Raw genomic sequence first — 19,842 nt, 5'->3', positions numbered from 1 at the left:
AGGGAAATGAGGGAATAGTTATGAAATTAAAAAAGATAATTGTAGTATTGCTAGCATGTATGTTAGGAATGGCAATGGGAGAACAACCGTTTTTCCAAATGAAAGCGAAGGAAAATGGAAATATCTCGTTTGCTGAACGAGAATCGCAAAAGACTTCGCAGACGAATCCAATAAACAAAGAGGCATCGAAAGGTTATCAACTAACAAGACCAGCCAGCAAGGTCAAAGCGTTAAAAAGTGTCAGTGCTTCTACAGACAGTAAGACTTATACACTGACAGCAAATATTCATGCAGTATTACAGGGGGATACTCTGACAATCAGTGGAACTGGTGAAATTCCTGATTATGATAAGAGTACGGCACCATGGGGCGATTATGATTATGATATTAAGAAGGTCATTATAAATAAAGGGATTACCAGTATTGGACAGCAAGCATTTCGCTATCTATATGCATTAGAAAGCGTAAGTCTGCCAGCAGGGCTTACGAGCATTAAAGATTCCGCCTTTTACAGATGTCGCCGATTACAAAAAGTAAGCGGTGGAGAATCTTTAAAAAGCATTGGTGAAGGAGCTTTTGTGTTATGTAGCGATCTTACTTCTTTTACCTTTCCAGAAGGACTGACAACAATCGAGTCTTTCGCTTTTCAGGATACAGCATTAAGCACTGTTACATTGCCTGCATCATTGAAAACCTGTAAAGAACTAGCATTTATGCGAAGTGTATCAACATTTAATGTAGCTGCAGGAAATCCAGTGTATAGTAGTAAAGATGGAGTGTTGTATAACAAAGATAAGACAGAATTAGTTGCTTATCCAGCAAATAAAACATCAGCTTCTTTTACGATACCATCCAGTGTGACAACAATAGCATCTTATGCCTTTAGTGATGTTGAAGAATTACAAGCTATATACATCCCTTCATCAGTTAAAACAATGAAGGATTGGGTATTTGTACGCTCAGGCATTACTTCTTTGACGTTACCATCCTCTTTGAAAGAGTTAGGTTATGGTGTTGCGGAAGATTGCCAAAATCTGACTACAGCAACGATTCATGCTTCTTTGGATACTTTACCTTATCTTTCATTTTCAGAATGCAAAAAATTAAACAGTGTAGTGTTTGATGGGAAAATAACGACCATTTTTGCAAGAGCTTTCTATCGTTGTGATAGTTTAAGCAATATTGTATTCCCTAATAGTCTTAAACAAATTAATGTGTATGCCTTCTATGGTTGTAAAAAATTAACTTCTTTAAAATTCCCAAGTTCATTGGAATATATTGAAGCAGGAGCCTTTGAAGCAGCCGGTGTGGATTTAGCGAAAGTGGTACCATCTACTTTATCTAAGATGAGCGATGGTAGTTATATTCAAATAGAAAATTTAAAAATTAAAGGAACTTCCATGTACACGGAAGCGAAAAAAGTGCTTGATCTAGTTAATAAGGAACGTCGGGCAAATGGCAGAGCTGATTTGATCATGGATGAAACATTGTTTGAAGCAGCCCAGCAAAGAGCAGCTGAGCTTGCCGTATATTATAGTCATACGCGTCCTTCCGGTTTAAGCTGTTATAGTGTTTCATCATTGATCGATGGTGAAAATATAGCAGCGGCTCAATCTAATGCAAACAGTGTAATGAATGATTGGAATCATTCACTTGGGCATCATTCTAATATCATAAATGGAAGTTTTCAGTCCATCGGTATTGGATGCTTTTATCATGATGGAGTACATTATTGGGTGCAAGTTTTCTCAAGAAGTAAAGGTACCAAAAAAACGACATACGCATCTGACGCTTTAAAAACTTATCAGATACAGGCAAAATACAATTCTCAGAACTATTCTATCAGCAGCACGAGTAAAACAATAAAACCAAATGCTTCAACTACCTTAAGTGTATACGGTCAAAACAATGGATGGAGTTTAGTAAGATATGAAGTAGAACCAAGTGTAATTCAATGGTCCAGTGGTGATAGCTCAATTGCAAACATCCGTAATGGCGTAGTTACTGGTGTTAAAGGAGGCAGTACAAAAGTATATGCACTTTGCCCAAATGGGAAGAAACTTACTGTGAATATCACCGTACAGCCCAATACTTATAAAATCACATACTATCTAAATGGCGGTACACAACAGGGAAATCCTTCTACTTATAATAATACTAGCAATACCATAACCTTAAAAAATCCCACACGAAAAGGCTATACGTTTAAGGGATGGTACAGTGATAGTAAGTATAAATACAGAGTAACGTCTATCAAGAAAGGCAGTACCGGAAATAAAACACTGTATGCAAAATGGAGCAAAAACACCTATAAACTTAGCTATCAACTGAACGGTGGGAAAAATGGTAAGAATCCATCCTCTTATACGGTAACCAGCAATACGATTACCTTAAAAAGTCCTACACGAAAAGGCTATACGTTTAAGGGATGGTACAGTGACAGTAAATATAAATACAAGGTAACATCCATTAAGAAAGGCAGTACCGGAAATAAGACACTGTATGCGAAATGGAGCAAAAACACCTATAAACTTAGCTATCAGCTAAACGGTGGGAAAAATGGTAAGAATCCTTCCTCTTATACGGCAACTAGCAATACGATTACCTTAAAAAGTCCAACACGAAAAGGCTATACGTTTAAGGGATGGTACAGTGACAGTAAATATAAATACAAGGTAACATCCATTAAGAAAGGCAGTACCGGAAATAAGACACTGTATGCGAAATGGAGCAAAAACACCTATAAACTTAGCTATCAGCTGAATGGTGGGAAAAATGGCAAGAATCCATCCTCTTATACGGTAACCAGCAATACGATTACCTTAAAAAGTCCAACACGGAAAGGCTATACGTTTAAGGGATGGTACAGTGACAGTAAATATAAGTATAAAGTGACATCCATTAAGAAAGGTAGTACGGGCAATAAGAAACTGTATGCAAGATGGAGTAAGCTTAGTGTAGGTAAGGGAAAAACACCAACTTTAAAAAATAGTGCAAAAGGGAAACTAAGTGTGAAATATGGTAAGGTAACCTACGCAAAGGGATATCAGATTACGTATTCCACGAGTTCAAAGTTTACGAAAAGTACAACCAAAAGCTTGTATACCAGTGCCACTTCAAAAACGCTGAGCAATATGAAAATAAAGAAAACGTATTATGTTAAGGTACGGGCCTATCAAACAGATTCTTTAGGCAGCAAAGTTTTTGGTTCCTATAGTACTGTTAGAAAAGTATATATTAAATATTAGTTAAGGAAGGGCATCCTTCCTTTTCTTTATAATATTATTTACATGATCACTTCTTTAAGGAAAAAGGAATCGATTACGATGTAACCGATTCCTCATGTATCGTCACTTGTTTTAAGTTTTCTTTTTCAGCATCCAAGCGATGTTTCTTTTCAATTAGCTTATCCATGATATCTTCTGCCATCTCTATTTTTTGTTCATTTAATAGATGATCATCAAAAAATAATTTCATAATTTGATAAGCTTCCCAGTTTACTTTTTCATCCATCAAAAGACGATGATGTCCTTCGTGAAGAATAATGAGCTTTTTACGTTCATGTGGGACTTTATCGTATGCATTTATGGAGCTTTTGATTGAGATAACTTCATCTTCATCACCATGTAGAAATAAGATTGGGCAATCAACCTTTGTAATATACTTTTTAAGGTTTTTAATGAGTTCACTAAAAGCACTATAAAAGGAACGGGGAAGTTGTATTTCTTCTTTTTTATCATTGGTCCATAAAGAAATTGCCGATTTGGTGATCGCATCCGTAATCATATCCATATTTATATAGCTAAATGCCGGCGCAAGTAAAACTAATTTTTTTACAGGTACCATAGCGGCTAAATAAGAAGCTATAACACCGCCCATAGAAAAGCCCACTAGGTAAATATCGCGATTTGTTTTTTTATATTGATCTAGCTGATCTTTTGCACGTTGTACCCAGCACATCCAATCATGATCTTCTTCATCAAATAAATCATACATATCAAACTGGACGATATCATATCCATCTTTTTTACCCCATAAGGCAAGATTATCAAATTCATGTTTACGTCTTCTTCCATAGCCATGAATTGTTAGGATTACAGGCTTTGTTTTTGGGGTTGTTGCTAGATTCTCTTTCTCGAAGTGTTTTTTTAGCCAATCAAACATAACATCCCTCCTTTACTTGTTTAATTATATCATAATTTACTTTTCTTTCTGTGTGAAATTGTCATATAATAAGAGAAGTCTATAAGGAGAATTCATGAAGAAAAAAGCAACGTTACTCATTACAAATCTTGAGAAAATTTATACTATGCAAACAATTAAACAAAAAGATGTTATTTATTCACACGCCTATTTGGCAATGCATCATGATGTCATATTGGAAATCGGTGAGGGAAGCTATACACATCTTTTGGATAAAGATACGCGAATCTTAGAAGGACGCAGTCATTTTGCGATTCCAGCATTTATTGAAACTGATGCAGTTTACCCTGCATGTGATGAATGGAATAAAACCAGAAAGTTGCAAGAATATCGCATGCAGTATATGCAGCATGGGGTCTTAACGATGGCGATGGATAGCCATGCACAATCCTTTCTTGAAATGGATATTGTCCCCAAACAAGCATTGACCTATCCTATTCTATATGGGAATGCTATTATCAAAGCATCAACAAAATATACCAAAAAACGGTTCTGTATTAGTACCAGAGATAACCATTTCATCATGCAGGATCCATTATTGCTGGCACAGTTGCTACATATCAAGCAGGGCATGGATGCCTTATTGCTTTTAAAGGCATTGACATGCTATCCTGCTAAAGCGCTACAATTACCCCATGTTGGTGTATTAAAAAAAGGAAAACAGGCGGATATCTTGATTTGTCATGGTAATTCTTTATCACATCTGTTTCAAGGTTTATATGAGAATCATATAACGCAAATCGTGAAGAAAGGTGTCCGCATCTATCCAAATCTGCTCATATAACACAAAGTTCGACAGTTTTTCAGCTCTTCGTCATATAGTATGTTAGAGAGGTGAAAACAAGTGGAAATCATACAACATGAAAAGGAAAAACAGAATGTGCTTCTGACAGGTGATTATTGTCCTAATCAGGCTCTCATTAATGAATTTCAAACAATCTTTTTTACTTGCAAGGTGACAAAAATTGAATTACCGGGTAAGGAATTAAAAGATTTTGTAGTTGAGGAGCAAGCGCAGTTTCTAATGCTGCATGTCCGCATCAAAAATATAACAAATGAAATATTAAATATGTATAAGGATGACTTTATGATAACTTTTGATGAGGAAGGCCCATTCGAAGCAGAAGATTATTTTGGTGTAAAAAATCAGCTTCCTGATGAATATGCGTTAAAACCAATGGAAGAAATATATGGCTCTTTGATCTTTATCATTTCATCTACAGCAAAAAAAATCATCTTTAGCTATACGGAATATTTTGATGATGAAAGTGAGGGGAAAACGTACAAGCTTAAATATAAAATAGGGTAAGATCCGTCTTAGGGGCGGATTTTATATTACAGAGTTCTTTAAAGCTATTTGCATTGCATTTACAGCTATAGCAAATCGCTTTTCTTTATTATCTGTGAAAATAAGGTAAATGTTGCTTTGGCTAAGATTTTTCCATAAGCTTTGCTTTCTCTCTGTGCTAGACGATGCTTCTTTTGCTGTTGGATATAAGAAAACTTTCGACAACTAGATAGCTGCTTTTATTATCTTTTTATGTGTCTTTTGTAAACAATGCATAAGGGTGTAAGGATGGCGTTATGCAAAGTACACTTGCTATAAGCTTTTAAAATGTGCTAAACTTTATTTGACGTTTGATAAAGGATACGATGATACTACATCATAGGAGAATGACAGGGGAATAAGACATGGAGAAAGAAGAGCTATTGCAGAAAGCGCGCAAAGAGAATCAGCATGGTGATGAGCGAATAACCTATTTGGATGAGCGTTCCAGTTCATGGAGCTTTCGTGTTATTATGAGTGTGTTGATTGTATATGATGTTGTGGTTTGGCTTATAGGGCCGCCATATACAGATCGCTATTATTATCTTCATAGCTTTGCCCAAATAGGCATGTTTTTATATAATTTGGCGCAATTTTATTACACTCGAAAGAAAAGCAATTTTTTCTTTGTCATTATTTTTGGAGTCAATGCTGTTTACTTCTTATACTGGTTAGTGACAGGAACTTTCCTCTGTGTTGTACGATGAAATAAGAGTGAATCAACATCATTATTGTGTCGTATATGCTTTTGTTGGTATGAGCAAAGTGTCTCGCTATATGGTTTTTCCAATTGAAATAGGTTCGTTTTATCCGAAAGCTATATTGGTGGCAATCTTATGTGTGACAGTAAACAAAACGTTTGAAGAAGCGTTTATTTGGAATAATTCAGAATTTTGTTTTATTTCACTTGACGAATCTAGGAAAATAAAGTAACATTATTCACGTAAACAAAATGACGTAGAAAAGAAGAGTAGACAGTGTATACTTTCTCAGAGAGTTCTCATTTGGTGCAAGAGGATAAAGCGAAGCTGTTGAAAATGGTCTTGGAGTCGCATGGTCGAAGAACGTTTAGGCTATGACGTGTTCGCTCGTTACAGCGATAGAGTATAACTTTCTGTTTGAAGGCGTACTTGATGAGATCTATCTTGCAAAAGATGGGTGAATTTAGGTGGTAACACGATAAGCACAAGCTTTCGTCCTAATGGATGAGAGCTTTTTTTTATAAGAAGGAGGTAGTTGGATGATTCGTTTAGAGCATGTCAGTAAAACATTTGATACCGTTTCTGGTGATGTGCATGCAGTAAAAGAGGTCAATCTGGAAATCCAGGATGGTGAAATCTTTGGCATCATTGGTTTCAGCGGTGCCGGTAAATCGACCTTGGTACGTTGTATCAATCTGTTGGAACGCCCTAGCAACGGCAAAGTTTGGATTGACGACGAGGAATTGACGAAAATGAGTGAAAAGGCATTACGTGAGGTGCGTAAGAAAATCGGTATGATCTTTCAGCATTTTAACTTGATGCGTTCACGTACCGTATATCAAAATATCGCCTTTCCATTAAAGGGGAGTGGCTTATCAAAAGAGGAAATGGATAAGAAAATCACTTCATTATTAGAATTAGTCGATTTAGGCGATAAAAAAGATGCGTATCCATCACAGTTAAGCGGTGGACAGAAACAACGCGTGGCAATTGCCAGGGCCTTGGCAAATGATCCAAAGGTCTTATTATGCGATGAGGCAACCAGTGCCTTAGATCCGCAAACGACGAAGAGCATTTTGAAATTATTAAAACAGGTAAATGAAAAACTGGGGATTACCATCGTTTTGATTACTCATGAAATGGCTGTTATAAAAGAAATTTGCGACCGTGTTGCGGTAATGGAAAAAGGTAAAGTCATAGAAGAAGGAAATATCTTAGAAGTTTTCTGTAAACCACAGGCGAAGGTAACCAAAGATTTCATTGCGACTACAAGCAATATATCCCGTATTTACGAAATGGTAGATGAGGGTAGTGCATTAACAGAATTAAAACCAGGACAGCATCTAGTGAAATTAAATTATGATGCGGTAAATACTTCGAAGGCGTTAATATCCGAAATCTCCCGTGATTTCCATGTGGATACGAATATCATCTTTGGCAATGTAGAAATCATCAAAGACAGCCCATTAGGAGATTTGGTTGTAATCTTTGGTGGCCAAAAAGAAGATATTCAAAATGCAATTGCTTATATGGAAAAACATGATGTGAAAGTTGAGGTGCTGAAAGAATGTTAGAAGTACTAAATGATTTAATTCCAAACATTATGAATAAACTTCCGGAATTCTGGCAAGCCATTCTTGACTTCTTTATCATGTTGGGAATTACCGGTGCTGTATCCTTTATTTTTGGTACATTATTTGGTGTTATTTTAACTGTTACAAGACGTGGTGATATTTTAGAGAATAAAGTGATTTATTTCATTTTGGGAAAAATTATTGATTTGTTTCGTGCGATTCCCTTTGTTATCTTGATTTTCTTCTTAGGGCCAATGACACGCATTATTGCGGGAACGACGATTGGTTTGCGCGGAGCTTTGTTTCCTTTAATGGTAGGAACGATTCCTTTTTTTGCCCGTCAGGTAGAGAGTGCATTGGCTGAAATCGATCGCGGATTAATTGAAGCCAGTCAGGCAATGGGAAGCTCGCCAATGGAAATTATCTTTCGGGTATATTTGAAAGAAAGTATTCCTGGCATTATACGTGCAACAACGATCACCTTGATTTCACTGATTGGTTTGATCACCATGGTCGGTGCTGTCGGCGGTGGTGGCATCGGTGATTTTGCTATTCGCTATGGTTATAATAGTATGCAAAATGATGTGACTTATGTTTGTGTGATTATCTTATTGTTGATTACGACAACGATTCAGGGTGTAGGAAATATCTTAATCCGGAAAACCACCCATTAGAGGTGAAATATGAAACATATATTAAAACAAGGAAGCCGAATCTGTCGAATGTGTTGTACCTGTCAGGCAGGTTTGGATGAAATATAAAAAAATAGAAAGAAAGAGGGAAAAAACAATGAAAAAATTAGTAGCAGGATTCTTAGCTGTTGTCTTACTTGCAGGCTGCGGCGCAAAAAGTGATGATACAGGTAAGGAAGATAAGACATTGCGTATTGGTGCTAGTACAACACCTCATGCAGAAATTATTAAGCATATTCAGCCGGCTTTGGAAAAAGAAGGCTATACGGTGAAAATTACGGAATTCACAGACTATGTAAAACCAAATCAGGCATTAGTAGATGGTGATCTGGATGCAAACTTCTTCCAGCACAAACCATATATGGATGATTGGGCGAAAAAAGCGGGTGCTCAAGATAAGATCACAAGTGTGTTCTCTGTTCACTTTGAACCAATCGGTATTTATTCGGTAAATCATAAATCATTGGATGAAGTGAAAGATGGTATGAAAATTTCAGTACCTAACGATCCTACCAATGGTGGACGTGCTTTAAAATTATTAGCGGATAATAACATCATCACTTTGAAGGATGGAAAAGGTGTAGATGCAACAAAGAGCGATATCGCCAAATATAATGTTAAAGTCGAAATTATCGAGATGCAGGCAGAAACATGTGCAGCCAGCATTCAAGATGTTGACTATGCCGTTGTTAATGGGAATAATGCTTTAAATGCCAAAATCAGTGAAAATGTTCTTACAACCGAATCAAAAGACAGTGAGGCTGCAAAAACATATGGCAATATCATCGCTGTACAAACAGCACATAAAGATGATGAGAAAATTAAAGCATTGATCAATGCCTTAAATACAGAAGATGTGAAAAACTATATTGACGAAACATATCATGGGATTGTCGTGCCTTTAGTTCCGACAAAATAGGCTGAAAAAGTGTCCATTACGGATGCTTTTTTTTCTTAAGAGCCGTCTGCCATTATTAGGAAAAGCTAAGGGAATTGTTGTAAAGGCATGAGAAAGAGTGGTTTTTTTCACCAAAAAACAGTATAATAAATAAAAACATGAACAGGAGGAGATCGTATGGATAAAGAAAAAGGGTTTATTCGCAGAAACAAATTTTTTGTATTACTGCTGAGTGTCTTATTGCTAATCATCCTATCTTTAACGATCTATATCCTAACCCAGAAATTAGTAGAGAAAAACAATACACCGATTGATGTACCGACACAAGAAGAACCTACGCAAGAAGATGCTATGATTACCGAATTTTTAGGAACCTATAATCGCATGGATGATCAAATTCATTTCCATTGGAGCTATTCTGCAGGAAAAACTGAAATCGAAAGTGTTCATTTGTATCATTCAAAGGATAATCCCATTGATGTATCTTCCTATAGCTCTTGGACTTTACCAAGAGATAGCTATGGCTTAACGACAGGGGATAATGATTTTACCTTGATCATTACACAGGCAAATGGTAAGGAAATCAAAAAGACAATAAATGTATTTGTGAAATATGTCGTTCGTTTTGATCAACAGGTGAAGCAGGAAGAGGGACGTACTAGAGTAACACTAACATATCAATATCAAAAGGAACATCCGGTTAAGGTGCCCAAATTGATCATGTTGGATGATACGATTAATTATAATCGTATGGATTATATTGATACGAAATATAAAGAAGAAAATGGAATGATTATCGCGAAAACAACATATGAATTCCAATGGTATGAATATCCAGTCGAGTATCAGCAATTTTCCATCCGCTGGGCTTTTGAGGATATTAATGACAGTGTTGATTTTACATTAGAAAAGGGAAACGCAACGCAGGCAAATCCTAATGAAAATTAAATGGTTCGTGATAAAATGACCGCGTTTCCTCAGCTTTTTACAATGCGTAGTTCACAAAGATGTGTGAGAGGATCTTTCGCCATCTTTTTTCAATTTTTTATAGAAGGGTCAAACGATGTAAGCTGGTAGCAAATAGAAAGAGGAATACCTATTTGCATATAATATCAAAATGCTATCAAATAGAATATGAGAATAGGGCATCTTGATTTACTAGACGAAAATAATGCGAAGAAATAAAAGGAAACGGGGTATCACAATGAAAATATTACATACGGCGGATTGGCATCTGGGCATTGATTTGCATAAGGTATCTTTACTGGAAGATCAAAAATATGCTTTATGGCAAATAAAGAAAATCGTTATGAAAGAAGATGTGGATGTAATCGTAATTGCTGGAGATGTGTACGATACGACCTTGGCAAGCAAAGAAGCAATTGAACTTTATAATCGTTGTATGAGCATGTTATGCTTAGAATTACTAAAGCAGGTCATAGTAATTGCCGGTAACCATGATTCGGCTGTTCGCCTGGCTACCTGTGCAGAATTGTTGGCACCTATGGGACTGCATATTTATGGCAAGTTGGAAGAGAAGGTCAAAGGATTACGGATCAAAGATACAATGTTTTATCCAATTCCTTATTTACATCCTGCACAGGTAGCTCAAGTGTATGAACAACCATGTGCAACACAAGAAGAGGCTTTTCGTATTATTTGTGAAGATATTCATCTGCATAAGGAGAAAAATTTATGCCATGTTGCAATAGCGCATGCTTTTATTGCGGGCTCCAGTGTATGTGAAAGTGATCGATTTGCTCGTGTGGGAGGCAGTGATCTGGTGCCTGCCACACTATTTGAAGAATTTGATTATGTAGCTTTGGGGCATCTTCATCGTCCTCAAAAGGTTGGGGAACATGTATATTACAGTGGATCATTATTGCCGTATTCTTTTTCAGAAGCTGAACAGCAGAAACAGGTGCTGCTATATGATACATGCAATCAAAAGGTATATGCACGTACCATAGAACCTTTACATCCCCTTTATGTTCTAAAAGGCAGCTTATCATATCTGCAACAGCTAAGACAAGTTGATGACGGATATCCACAGGGCTATGTAAAATTGCAATTGTTAGATGTGTGTGTATCGTATGAAATGCTGACTTATTTTCAGGAACATTATCCAGGACTTTTACAGTTGAGTGGGAAAAATGAGCAGATAAAGAGTAAAATTTCATTGGATGTTGAGCAACTAGATGGATTAAATGATGTCAATATCGTGAAACGCTACTTTCAAGACATGTTTCAGGAAACTCTTTGTGATGAAGATATTCAGCTCTTGCAAGAGGGTCTGTCTATGCTTGAGGAGGTGTAGGGAATGCTGCCAAAACGATTGGAAGTACAGGCATTTGGTCCATATGTAAAGAAACAGCAAATTGATTTTACACAATTTATGAAGGATCGCCTATTTCTTTTGGAAGGAGAAACCGGAAGTGGCAAGACGATGTTGTTAGATGCCATGACATATGCCTTATATGGAAAGAGCAGCGGTGGACAGCGGGAAGATCTGGAAAGTATGCGTTCTCGCTTTGCTTCTGAGCAAATGCCTACGATTGTTGATTTTACGTTTACGATCAAGGAGAAGGAATATCGATTTTTTCGAAGTGTTGAAGTTCGCACCAAACGAAATAAAGAAAAGGCATATAAAGTGAATGTCGATGCTGGTGAAATGATCGATGGTTGCTTTCATCCTTTCTTTGAGAATCCTAAATTGCGTAGTGTCGAAGAAAAGGCACAAGAACTGATTGGTTTATCCTATTTACAATTTGTGCAGGTGATGCTTTTGCCACAAGGAAAATTTGAACAATTTTTAACAAGTCGTAGTGAAGAGAAGCAAGATATCCTGAAAACATTATTTCAGATGGAACGCTGGAGCTCTATAAATGGATGGCTTACAGATAAACTGAATCAGAAACGGAATGCCTTAGATCTTTTAAAACAGCAAATGGCAGCGGATTTACGTTCTTTAAATGAAGAAAGCATGCAAGCAGCACAGCAAACCTATGCTTCGCTCACGGAACAGATTGTACAGGACAATGAACAAAAAAACGCACTTTTACAGCAACAGGAAAACGTTCAAGCAGATCTTCTACAGCAGAAAGAATATCATCGTTGGAAAGAAGACTATAAGCTGAAACAACAACAATATGAAAAAGAGAAGCAACAAGAAGGGCAAATGAAGCAACAAAAAGAGCAGGTACTGCGTTGGAAGCAGATGCAGCAACTGCGACATATGTATCAGGAAATGCAGCGCTTGCAAAAAGCGAAGGAATTACGTAAAGCACAATATATACAGGCAAAGGACAGAAAACAGAAAGCTAGCCAGCAATATGCTTGTTTGGATGAGCAAAATAAAAGCATTCAGGGCTATGAAGAGCAAATACAGACTGCAAGAGAACAATTGCTACAGTGCGAAGAGCAGCTGCGGTTGTTAAAAACCTTTGATAAGCAAAAACAACAAAGTGAACAGCTGGCAACAGCATACCAGGCAATACATAAACAGAATATCGAATGGAAGCAAAAGAATATGGCATTACAAAAGACACAGCAGTTGTTGCAGCAAGAAATACAAGCGTTTGAGCAAGAAGCAAAGCAACATGAACAACTCAAAGCAGATTGGCAGTATTACGTGCTAGCAGAAAAACGTTATCAAAAACAAACAGCGTTACAAGAACAGATGAACAAGCAGAAACAGGCATGGATGAATGCGCAATCTGCGTATCAGCAACAACAGGAAACTTTAAAAAAACGGCAGCAGCAACATGATGCATTGTATCAGCAGTTTTTAGAACACAGTGCTTTACAGTTGGCAGAAAGCTTGCAGGAAGGAAAGCCATGTCCTGTCTGTGGTTCTTTTCATCATCCAAAACCATATGTAGCACAAAAAGCCGCCGTTGATTTGCTTACGCTTCGCTCTTTGAAACAACAGTTGGAAGAAGGAAAGCAAAAGGAAGAACAACTGTATCGTTTAGAAGAAAAGCAACAAGCTGCCTATGCCTTGTTAAAGAAACAGCTTAAGGATATCCAAACGCAGATACAGGAATTATTACAAAAACCGTTCCTTTTGGAAGAATATCACCAGATCAAAAAGCAGTATAAAGAGCTAATTAAAGCAGAAGAAAGGCAGAGCCAAAGGCGGCAAAAGTTACAAGTATTACAATCCAGTGCTTTGCAAAGACAAGAACAATTGGAAGCTTCCCTTCTACAAGAGCAGACAAAGCAACAAAACTATCTAATGGCCAAAGCAGAAGTGGCTGCCTTACAAAAGCGACTACCACAACAAGATTTAAAGCAGTTGCAGACACAATATGAACAACAGCAAAAGAGTCTGAAATACTTACAAGAGCAAAAGAATCTACAGCTTCAGCAAAGGGAAGCAAGCATCATTGAATACAATAAGGCTATTGAACATTATCAGACCAGCGAACAGGAATATAGACAGGCGCAGCAACAGTTACAGCAACAACAAGAACAACTGGAAGAAGAAGTTATCAAACAACAGGTCAAGATAGTGGAACTGGAAACAATGCCATCTGATACGGATATTGAAAACAATGCAAGTGAGGTTGAACGTTATTTCTTGAACCTTACTCATTTAGAAAAAGAAATACGAAAACAAGAAGAATACTTGGCTAAGATCATATGGCTTGATCTAGATAAACTTGTTGCACAAGATGCTAAACTTAAGGAAGAACTGTTGCAAATACAGGAACGCTTAGCGCAAAGACAAAGTGAACAAAAGATCTATGCGCGCACTTTGTCTGCATTACAAAATCAAATGAAAGAATTAGCAATTATTGAACCAGATTATCTTCGCATGCAGCACTTTGTAAAAGCTATGCGCGGAGATCAAGGCATTGGCATAGAACGCTATGTCTTAGGGGTATTATTAGATAACATCACCACCCAAGCCAATAAGCTGTTAGCCCATATCCATGAAGGTCGCTATCAGATTTTTCGCAATGATGATACAACTGGAAGAAGTCGCAAATATGGCTTAGAGCTATCCATTTTTGACACCTATTCCATGGAACCACGAAATGTGGTATCCTTAAGTGGAGGAGAAAAATTCTTAGTATCCTTAGCCATGTCCTTAGCACTATCCATGGTCGTACAAGCAAGGAATGGCGGAATCCGTTTTGATTGTATGTTTATTGATGAAGGTTTCGGTACTCTGGATGAGCATAGCATAGCGGACGCATTGGCTATCTTGCAGACAATGACACAAGGCAAAGGCATGATTGGTATCATTTCCCATGTGGAAATTTTAAAGGAAAATATTCAGGCAGGTATCGCTGTTGTTAAAACCAGAGAAGGCAGTTATATCCAAATACGAAAGGGAGCATAAATATGTATGATAAATTAAAAAGAGTTATAGAAGAAAATAAACATATCGTCTTTTTTGGTGGAGCTGGTGTATCCACAGAAAGTAATATTCCCGATTTCCGTTCACAAAGTGGTATATATAGCAAAAAAACATATCCTTATCCTGCGGAAACAATGATATCTCATGATTTCTTTTATGAGCATACAGAAGCTTTTTATGATTTTTACTTTCATGAGATGGTCTATCCGAATGCGCAGCCAAATCCAGCACATCTCGCTTTAGCAAAATTAGAAGCATTGGGGAAATTAGATGCTGTGATTACCCAAAATATTGATGGACTTCATCAAAAAGCAGGCAGTAAAAAAGTGTTAGAACTTCATGGCAGCATACATCGTAATCGCTGTCAGAGTTGTCATAGTTTTTTTACATTGGAGGATATGCTGAAGCAAAAAGATGGCATTCCTAAATGCCCGAACTGTCATCATACCATCAAACCAGAAGTAGTGTTGTATGGTGAATCACTAGATATGCAAGTAATGGAGGAAGCTGTGACAGCGATTGCCAATGCAGATGTGATGATTATCGGTGGTACCTCTTTAGTTGTCTATCCGGCTGCGGGGTTATTGCGTTATTTTCGAGGTAAGACCTTGGTGCTGTTAAATAAAGAGGTAACAGCAATGGATGATCAAGCAGATATCGTAATTCATGATCCAATTGGCGAGGTGTTACAGGAAGTAGTGCTCCATAATACGAAGCTTGTTGATTGATGCAAATGGATCGAAGAGAAAAGAAAAACTTCTTTATGATAGAATCAAGTAGGAAGCATTTCACAATAGGACATGACATTGTGCTTGTCCTTTTTTCTTAAACGCATCGATTTCCTTGTACAAATTGTAAAAGTATACAACAGTATCCGCAATTTTCAGAATTATTAATAGCTTTCTTGCAATCAGCTATTGAGAAACGTTTGTACATCCTTTATAATAAATAAGATTCCTGTCTTATTCAAAAGAATTATCTATATGAGACAAACAGGATACTGGAAGATAACGCATGAAATAGCGTAAAGAGGTGTTAACAATGTGTGGATTTACGGGTTATTACGGTTTTGGTAATTACGATCGAAAACAGATATTAGATGCGATGGGTGAATGTATTGCTCATCGTGGCCCTGATAGTGATGGAACATTTTTAGATGATCATGTAGCATTGGGATTTCGTCGTTTGAGTATTATCGATTTAGAAGGAGGCTCTCAGCCTATTCACAGTGAGGATGGCAGACATGTCATCGTATTCAATGGAGAAATTTACAATTATCAGGATATTCGCAAAGAACTGATTGAAAAACATGGCTGTACATTCGCGACACATAGCGATACAGAGGTTATCTTACAGGCATATAAAACCTATGGTGAAGATGCCGTAAAGATGTTAAGAGGTATGTTCGCCTTTGTGATTTATGATAAGGAAACACATACGATGTTTGGCGCACGCGATCAATTTGGCATTAAACCATTTTACTATGCTAAGATGAACGACACCTTATTATTTGGTTCAGAAATTAAATCTTTCTTACCTCATCCAGCTTTTCACAAAGCGGTGAATAAAGATGCTTTAAAAATGTATTTGATTTTTCAATACAATCCATTAGAAGAAACAATGTTCAAAGATGTCTATAAATTAGAACCAGGTACATGTTTTACCTATGATGGTAGTGACTTTAAGGTGAAACGCTATTTTACCTTTGCCTTTGAGGAAACGTCAAGATCATTAGAAGAAACGGTAGAGTGCATTCATCAAAGTGTCAAGGATTCTGTTGCTTATCATAAGATAGCTGATGTTGAGGTAGGTTCTTTCTTATCCGGCGGAGTAGATTCTAGCTATATTGCATCTGTTTTACGTCCGGATAAAACATATTCTGTTGGTTTTGAAGTACAAGGGTTTGATGAAACGACCCATGCTAGAGATTTATGTGAGACACTACATCTGAAAAACAAGAAAAAAACATTAACTTCAAAAGATTTCTTCGATGCTTTACCAAAGGTGCAATATTATTCAGATGAACCTCATGCCAATTTATCGGCTGTACCTTTATTCTATTTATCTGAAATGGCTGTAGAGGATCTGAAAGTTGTACAAAGTGGTGAAGGTGCCGATGAGTTGTTTGGCGGATATGATGCTTATAAAGAAAATAAAAATGATGAACTTTATAAAAAAATCGTACCTGCTGCATTACGCAAAAAGTTAGGGCATTGGGCAAAAGGCAGAGCTGAAAAACGAGGTATGGGCTTTTTACAACGCAATGCTACTTCTTTAGAGGATTCTTATATCGGACAGGCATTTATTATGGATAATGAAGATGCGGATGAGGTCATGGCAGATGGTTATAAGACAGCTTTATGCTATCAGGATGTTACACGACCTTACTTTGAACGTGTAAAAGAACAAGATGACCTACATAAGAAAATGTATTTAGATATGCACTTATGGCTGCCTCATGACATCTTATTAAAAGCCGATAAGATGACGATGGCACATTCCTTGGAACTGCGTGTTCCTTTCTTAGATAAAGAAGTTTGGAACTTAGCAAAATCGCTGGAAAGTGAATATTGTATAAAAGGCGAAGAAAGCAAACGTGCGTTCCGTATGGCGGCTATGAAAAATATACCAAGTGATTGGGGCAAACGTAAAAAGATGGGCTTTCCTGTTCCATTGCGTGTATGGCTGCGAGAAGAAGCGTATTATGCAAAAGTGAAAACGATGTTTGAAAAACCATATGCGGCAGAGTTCTTCAACCAGAAGTTAATCTTACAATGGCTTGAAGATCATAAAAATAATTTGGGAAATTATCAGCGTAAGATTTATACAGTCTATTCTTTCTTATTATGGTATGAGCAGTATTTTGTTTTACATTAAGGCGCAGTGAAGACCGGTTTAACCGGTCTTTTGTGATGCAACTCAAGGTTGATAACTTGGATGAAAAAGTAAGGTGTAAGCGAAGATCCCAACCGTTTTAAAGAAAACACCAGGAATGGACTTTACGATTCCATTCCTGTCTTTATAAAAAAATTAAAAAAACTATTTACAAATAAAAAGGGATAAGATATAATATAACTCGCCTGATGAAAGAAATCATGGCGGATGTGGTGAAGTGGTTAACACAGCGGGTTGTGGTCCCGTCATGCGTGGGTTCGATCCCCATCGTCCGCCCCATATAAGAACAGGTAACCGGCATCGCCGGTTTTTTTATGCGCGGACGATGGGGATAAACGGTACGTGTCGTAAAAATAAGAAAGAAGAAATGACGTAGCTCAAAGAGGCTGCCCTTGAAAACTTTGTAATTCTTAATTCTGTATTGTGATTTTAAAGTAAAATTGCTATAATTGCACGTAAGGAGTGATTCCATGAAAAAGATAGCATTAATGTGTGATTCCAGCGCAGATATCACCAAAGAACAAGCAAAAGAGCTGGATATTCATGTCATCCGCATGCCGATCAGCATGAACGGAAAAGAATTTATTGAAGAAGAGACAATATTTGACAAAGATATCATTCAGGCATTAAAGAATGGTGATCAGGTAAAAACAGCACAGCCCATCATCGGAGATCTTACGCGGATGTGGGATGACTTATTGCAAACATACGATGAAGTATTTTATTTACCTTTATCAAAAGCACTAAGCGGAACTTGCCATGTTGCTATCGGACTGGCTGATGCATATGAAGGAAGAGTCATAGTAGTAGATAGTGAATATGTTTGTTATCCTGTTGTCAAAATGTTGCAAACGGCCCGTAAGATGTTTGAAAAGGGATATACAAGCTTACAAGTAAAAGAAAAACTGGAGAAGGAAGGCAGCCTATTTGCCGTTTTGATCCCAGAAAATTTGACGACATTAAAGAATGGCGGCCGAATTTCGCCAGCTGCTGCAGCGTTAGCAGGTTTATTAAAAATTCAACCATTGCTAAAGGTTGAACATGGGGCAATTGATTTAGTAGATAAAGTACGTACCTTGAAAAAAGCATACAAAGAGGGAATTGCTTATGTTACAAAGGACATTGATCCGGCAGAATATGATTGGATGATCATTGATGCTGATAATCGTGAGGTAAGCAATGAATTAAAGCTTCAATTGGAAGAGGTAATTCATCAACCGGTAGAACAGCATGTGTTTAAAGCGGTTATTATGTCTCATGCCGGACCTGGCACGATTGGTTTTGGACGCATTAAAAAGATATGGTATTAGCATATGATAGATGCACATGTATCTTTACAGGGATCCTACAGCAAAGCGTTGTTGATGGAATATAGCAAGGCAGCACAAAAGAAACACATTGATGAGCTTTATGTGTTAGAGCCAACCTATAAGTTTCAAGAATGTGAATTATTGTATCAGGAAATACGGGCAACTTATCCATGTCAGAATCAATGGTATAATAATATAACCAAATGCTCTATTCGTGAATATCAAAATTTTATTGATGAAATGAAGCAAGAGGAGTTCCCAATAGCAATAAAATTCGGTCTATGTGTCAGTTATCTGCCGCAACACGAACGTTTTCTTGAGCAGTTGAAGCAAGCGTATCCATATGATGTTTTTGTCGGCAATATTGAATTTATTGATAATGTTGCTTTTTCATGGAATGAATCTTATGAGATGATGTGGAATAAGTATAATGCTAATTTCTTATATCGTCGCTATTATGAAACTATGAACGCCTTGTTAACAAGTCAATTATTTGATGGGGTTGCAGGGTTTGATGCGATTAAGATTTGTCAGATAAAACCAAGTTTTTCTATGGATCATACATTTCATAAATTAGCGAAAATATTAAAAGAGAAAGCTATTTATGTTGAACATGATACAAGCATGGCTTATCGGTATCATCATGGGGATGATGGCTTGCAAGCGGACTTTTTACAAGTGTGCAAGGCGTTGGGAGTTAGTGTTTTACGGGCAAGTAATGCCAGCGTTCCTGAAGAGGTAGGAATGGGATTTTAAGATAATATGAAGGCTGTGATAACGGGTTTGTCAAGAAAAGTGTGTAAGTAAAATTGATTAAGACATCTATTTAAGATATTTTTCAATACGAGATGTAAAAATTTCATTAACCATAAGT

15 protein-coding genes, 1 tRNA gene and 1 other annotated feature are annotated in these 19,842 nt (G+C 37.1%); of the genes, 15 read left to right on the top strand and 1 reads right to left on the bottom strand.

Annotation, left to right across the window (positions count from 1 at the left end; translation table 11 throughout):
• Nucleotides 1–20 precede the first annotated feature (20 nt).
• Nucleotides 21–3,248 (top strand): leucine-rich repeat protein, encoded by a 3,228-nt coding sequence (locus EDD61_RS07645; protein WP_132224883.1) that lies wholly within the window; start codon nt 21–23, stop codon nt 3,246–3,248.
• A 73-nt stretch (nt 3,249–3,321) separates the two neighbouring features.
• Here the strand turns inward: EDD61_RS07645 and EDD61_RS07640 are convergent, their stop codons facing one another.
• Nucleotides 3,322–4,164, bottom strand: a complete 843-nt coding sequence (locus EDD61_RS07640) for an alpha/beta hydrolase (RefSeq protein ID WP_120136516.1) — start codon at nt 4,162–4,164, stop codon at nt 3,322–3,324.
• A 94-nt stretch (nt 4,165–4,258) separates the two neighbouring features.
• Between EDD61_RS07640 and EDD61_RS07635 the strand changes: the two genes are divergently transcribed.
• The 14 genes from EDD61_RS07635 to EDD61_RS07570 all read left to right on the top strand — a co-directional run bounded on the left by EDD61_RS07635 (nt 4,259) and on the right by EDD61_RS07570 (nt 19,724).
• Nucleotides 4,259–4,987, top strand: a complete 729-nt coding sequence (locus EDD61_RS07635; RefSeq protein ID WP_008687890.1) for an amidohydrolase family protein — start codon at nt 4,259–4,261, stop codon at nt 4,985–4,987.
• Nucleotides 4,988–5,047: 60 nt separating this feature from the next.
• Nucleotides 5,048–5,512 carry a hypothetical protein gene (locus tag EDD61_RS07630; RefSeq protein ID WP_008687893.1) on the top strand — a complete coding sequence of 155 codons (465 nt, stop codon included), beginning with the start codon at nt 5,048–5,050 and terminating at the stop codon, nt 5,510–5,512.
• Between the two features lie 383 nt (nt 5,513–5,895).
• Nucleotides 5,896–6,237 (top strand): DUF6442 family protein, encoded by a 342-nt coding sequence (locus tag EDD61_RS07625; protein WP_008687895.1) that lies wholly within the window; start codon nt 5,896–5,898, stop codon nt 6,235–6,237.
• A gap of 242 nt (nt 6,238–6,479) precedes the next feature.
• Nucleotides 6,480–6,734, top strand: a binding site (T-box leader).
• A gap of 36 nt (nt 6,735–6,770) precedes the next feature.
• Nucleotides 6,771–7,805, top strand: coding sequence for a methionine ABC transporter ATP-binding protein (locus EDD61_RS07620; protein ID WP_008687897.1), 1,035 nt, complete (start codon nt 6,771–6,773; stop codon nt 7,803–7,805).
• Nucleotides 7,799–8,479 carry a methionine ABC transporter permease gene (locus tag EDD61_RS07615; protein ID WP_008687898.1) on the top strand — a complete coding sequence of 227 codons (681 nt, stop codon included), beginning with the start codon at nt 7,799–7,801 and terminating at the stop codon, nt 8,477–8,479. Before EDD61_RS07620 ends, EDD61_RS07615 begins: the two co-directional genes overlap by 7 nt.
• Nucleotides 8,480–8,594: 115 nt before the next feature.
• Nucleotides 8,595–9,416 carry a MetQ/NlpA family ABC transporter substrate-binding protein gene (locus tag EDD61_RS07610; RefSeq protein WP_008687899.1) on the top strand — a complete coding sequence of 274 codons (822 nt, stop codon included), beginning with the start codon at nt 8,595–8,597 and terminating at the stop codon, nt 9,414–9,416.
• 156 nt (nt 9,417–9,572) lie between these two features.
• Nucleotides 9,573–10,343: a hypothetical protein gene (locus EDD61_RS07605; RefSeq protein ID WP_008687900.1), complete on the top strand. Its 771-nt coding sequence runs from the start codon at nt 9,573–9,575 to the stop codon at nt 10,341–10,343.
• A gap of 256 nt (nt 10,344–10,599) precedes the next feature.
• Nucleotides 10,600–11,712 carry a metallophosphoesterase family protein gene (locus EDD61_RS07600; protein WP_132224881.1) on the top strand — a complete coding sequence of 371 codons (1,113 nt, stop codon included), beginning with the start codon at nt 10,600–10,602 and terminating at the stop codon, nt 11,710–11,712.
• A 3-nt stretch (nt 11,713–11,715) separates the two neighbouring features.
• Complete coding sequence (locus EDD61_RS07595; protein ID WP_132224879.1) at nt 11,716–14,745, top strand: AAA family ATPase; 3,030 nt, start codon at nt 11,716–11,718, stop codon at nt 14,743–14,745.
• A gap of 2 nt (nt 14,746–14,747) precedes the next feature.
• The gene (locus tag EDD61_RS07590) at nt 14,748–15,491 is read left to right on the top strand and encodes an NAD-dependent protein deacylase (protein ID WP_132224877.1); all 744 of its coding nucleotides are present in this window, start codon (nt 14,748–14,750) and stop codon (nt 15,489–15,491) included.
• Nucleotides 15,492–15,804: 313 nt separating this feature from the next.
• Nucleotides 15,805–17,640 carry an asparagine synthase (glutamine-hydrolyzing) gene (gene asnB, locus EDD61_RS07585; protein ID WP_008687905.1) on the top strand — a complete coding sequence of 612 codons (1,836 nt, stop codon included), beginning with the start codon at nt 15,805–15,807 and terminating at the stop codon, nt 17,638–17,640.
• A 221-nt stretch (nt 17,641–17,861) separates the two neighbouring features.
• A tRNA-His gene (locus EDD61_RS07580) sits at nt 17,862–17,937 on the top strand.
• Between the two features lie 191 nt (nt 17,938–18,128).
• Nucleotides 18,129–18,968, top strand: a complete 840-nt coding sequence (locus tag EDD61_RS07575; RefSeq protein WP_132224875.1) for a DegV family protein — start codon at nt 18,129–18,131, stop codon at nt 18,966–18,968.
• Between the two features lie 3 nt (nt 18,969–18,971).
• Nucleotides 18,972–19,724 carry a PHP domain-containing protein gene (locus tag EDD61_RS07570; protein ID WP_132224873.1) on the top strand — a complete coding sequence of 251 codons (753 nt, stop codon included), beginning with the start codon at nt 18,972–18,974 and terminating at the stop codon, nt 19,722–19,724.
• The last annotated feature ends 118 nt before the right edge of the window (nt 19,725–19,842 follow it).

The organism is Longicatena caecimuris (genome assembly GCF_004341945.1).
Taxonomy (GTDB): Bacteria; Bacillota_I; Bacilli_A; order Erysipelotrichales; family Erysipelotrichaceae; genus Longicatena; species Longicatena caecimuris.
The sequence above is the reverse complement of the archived record's forward strand: the minus strand, read 5'-3'. Positions and strand labels throughout refer to the sequence as shown.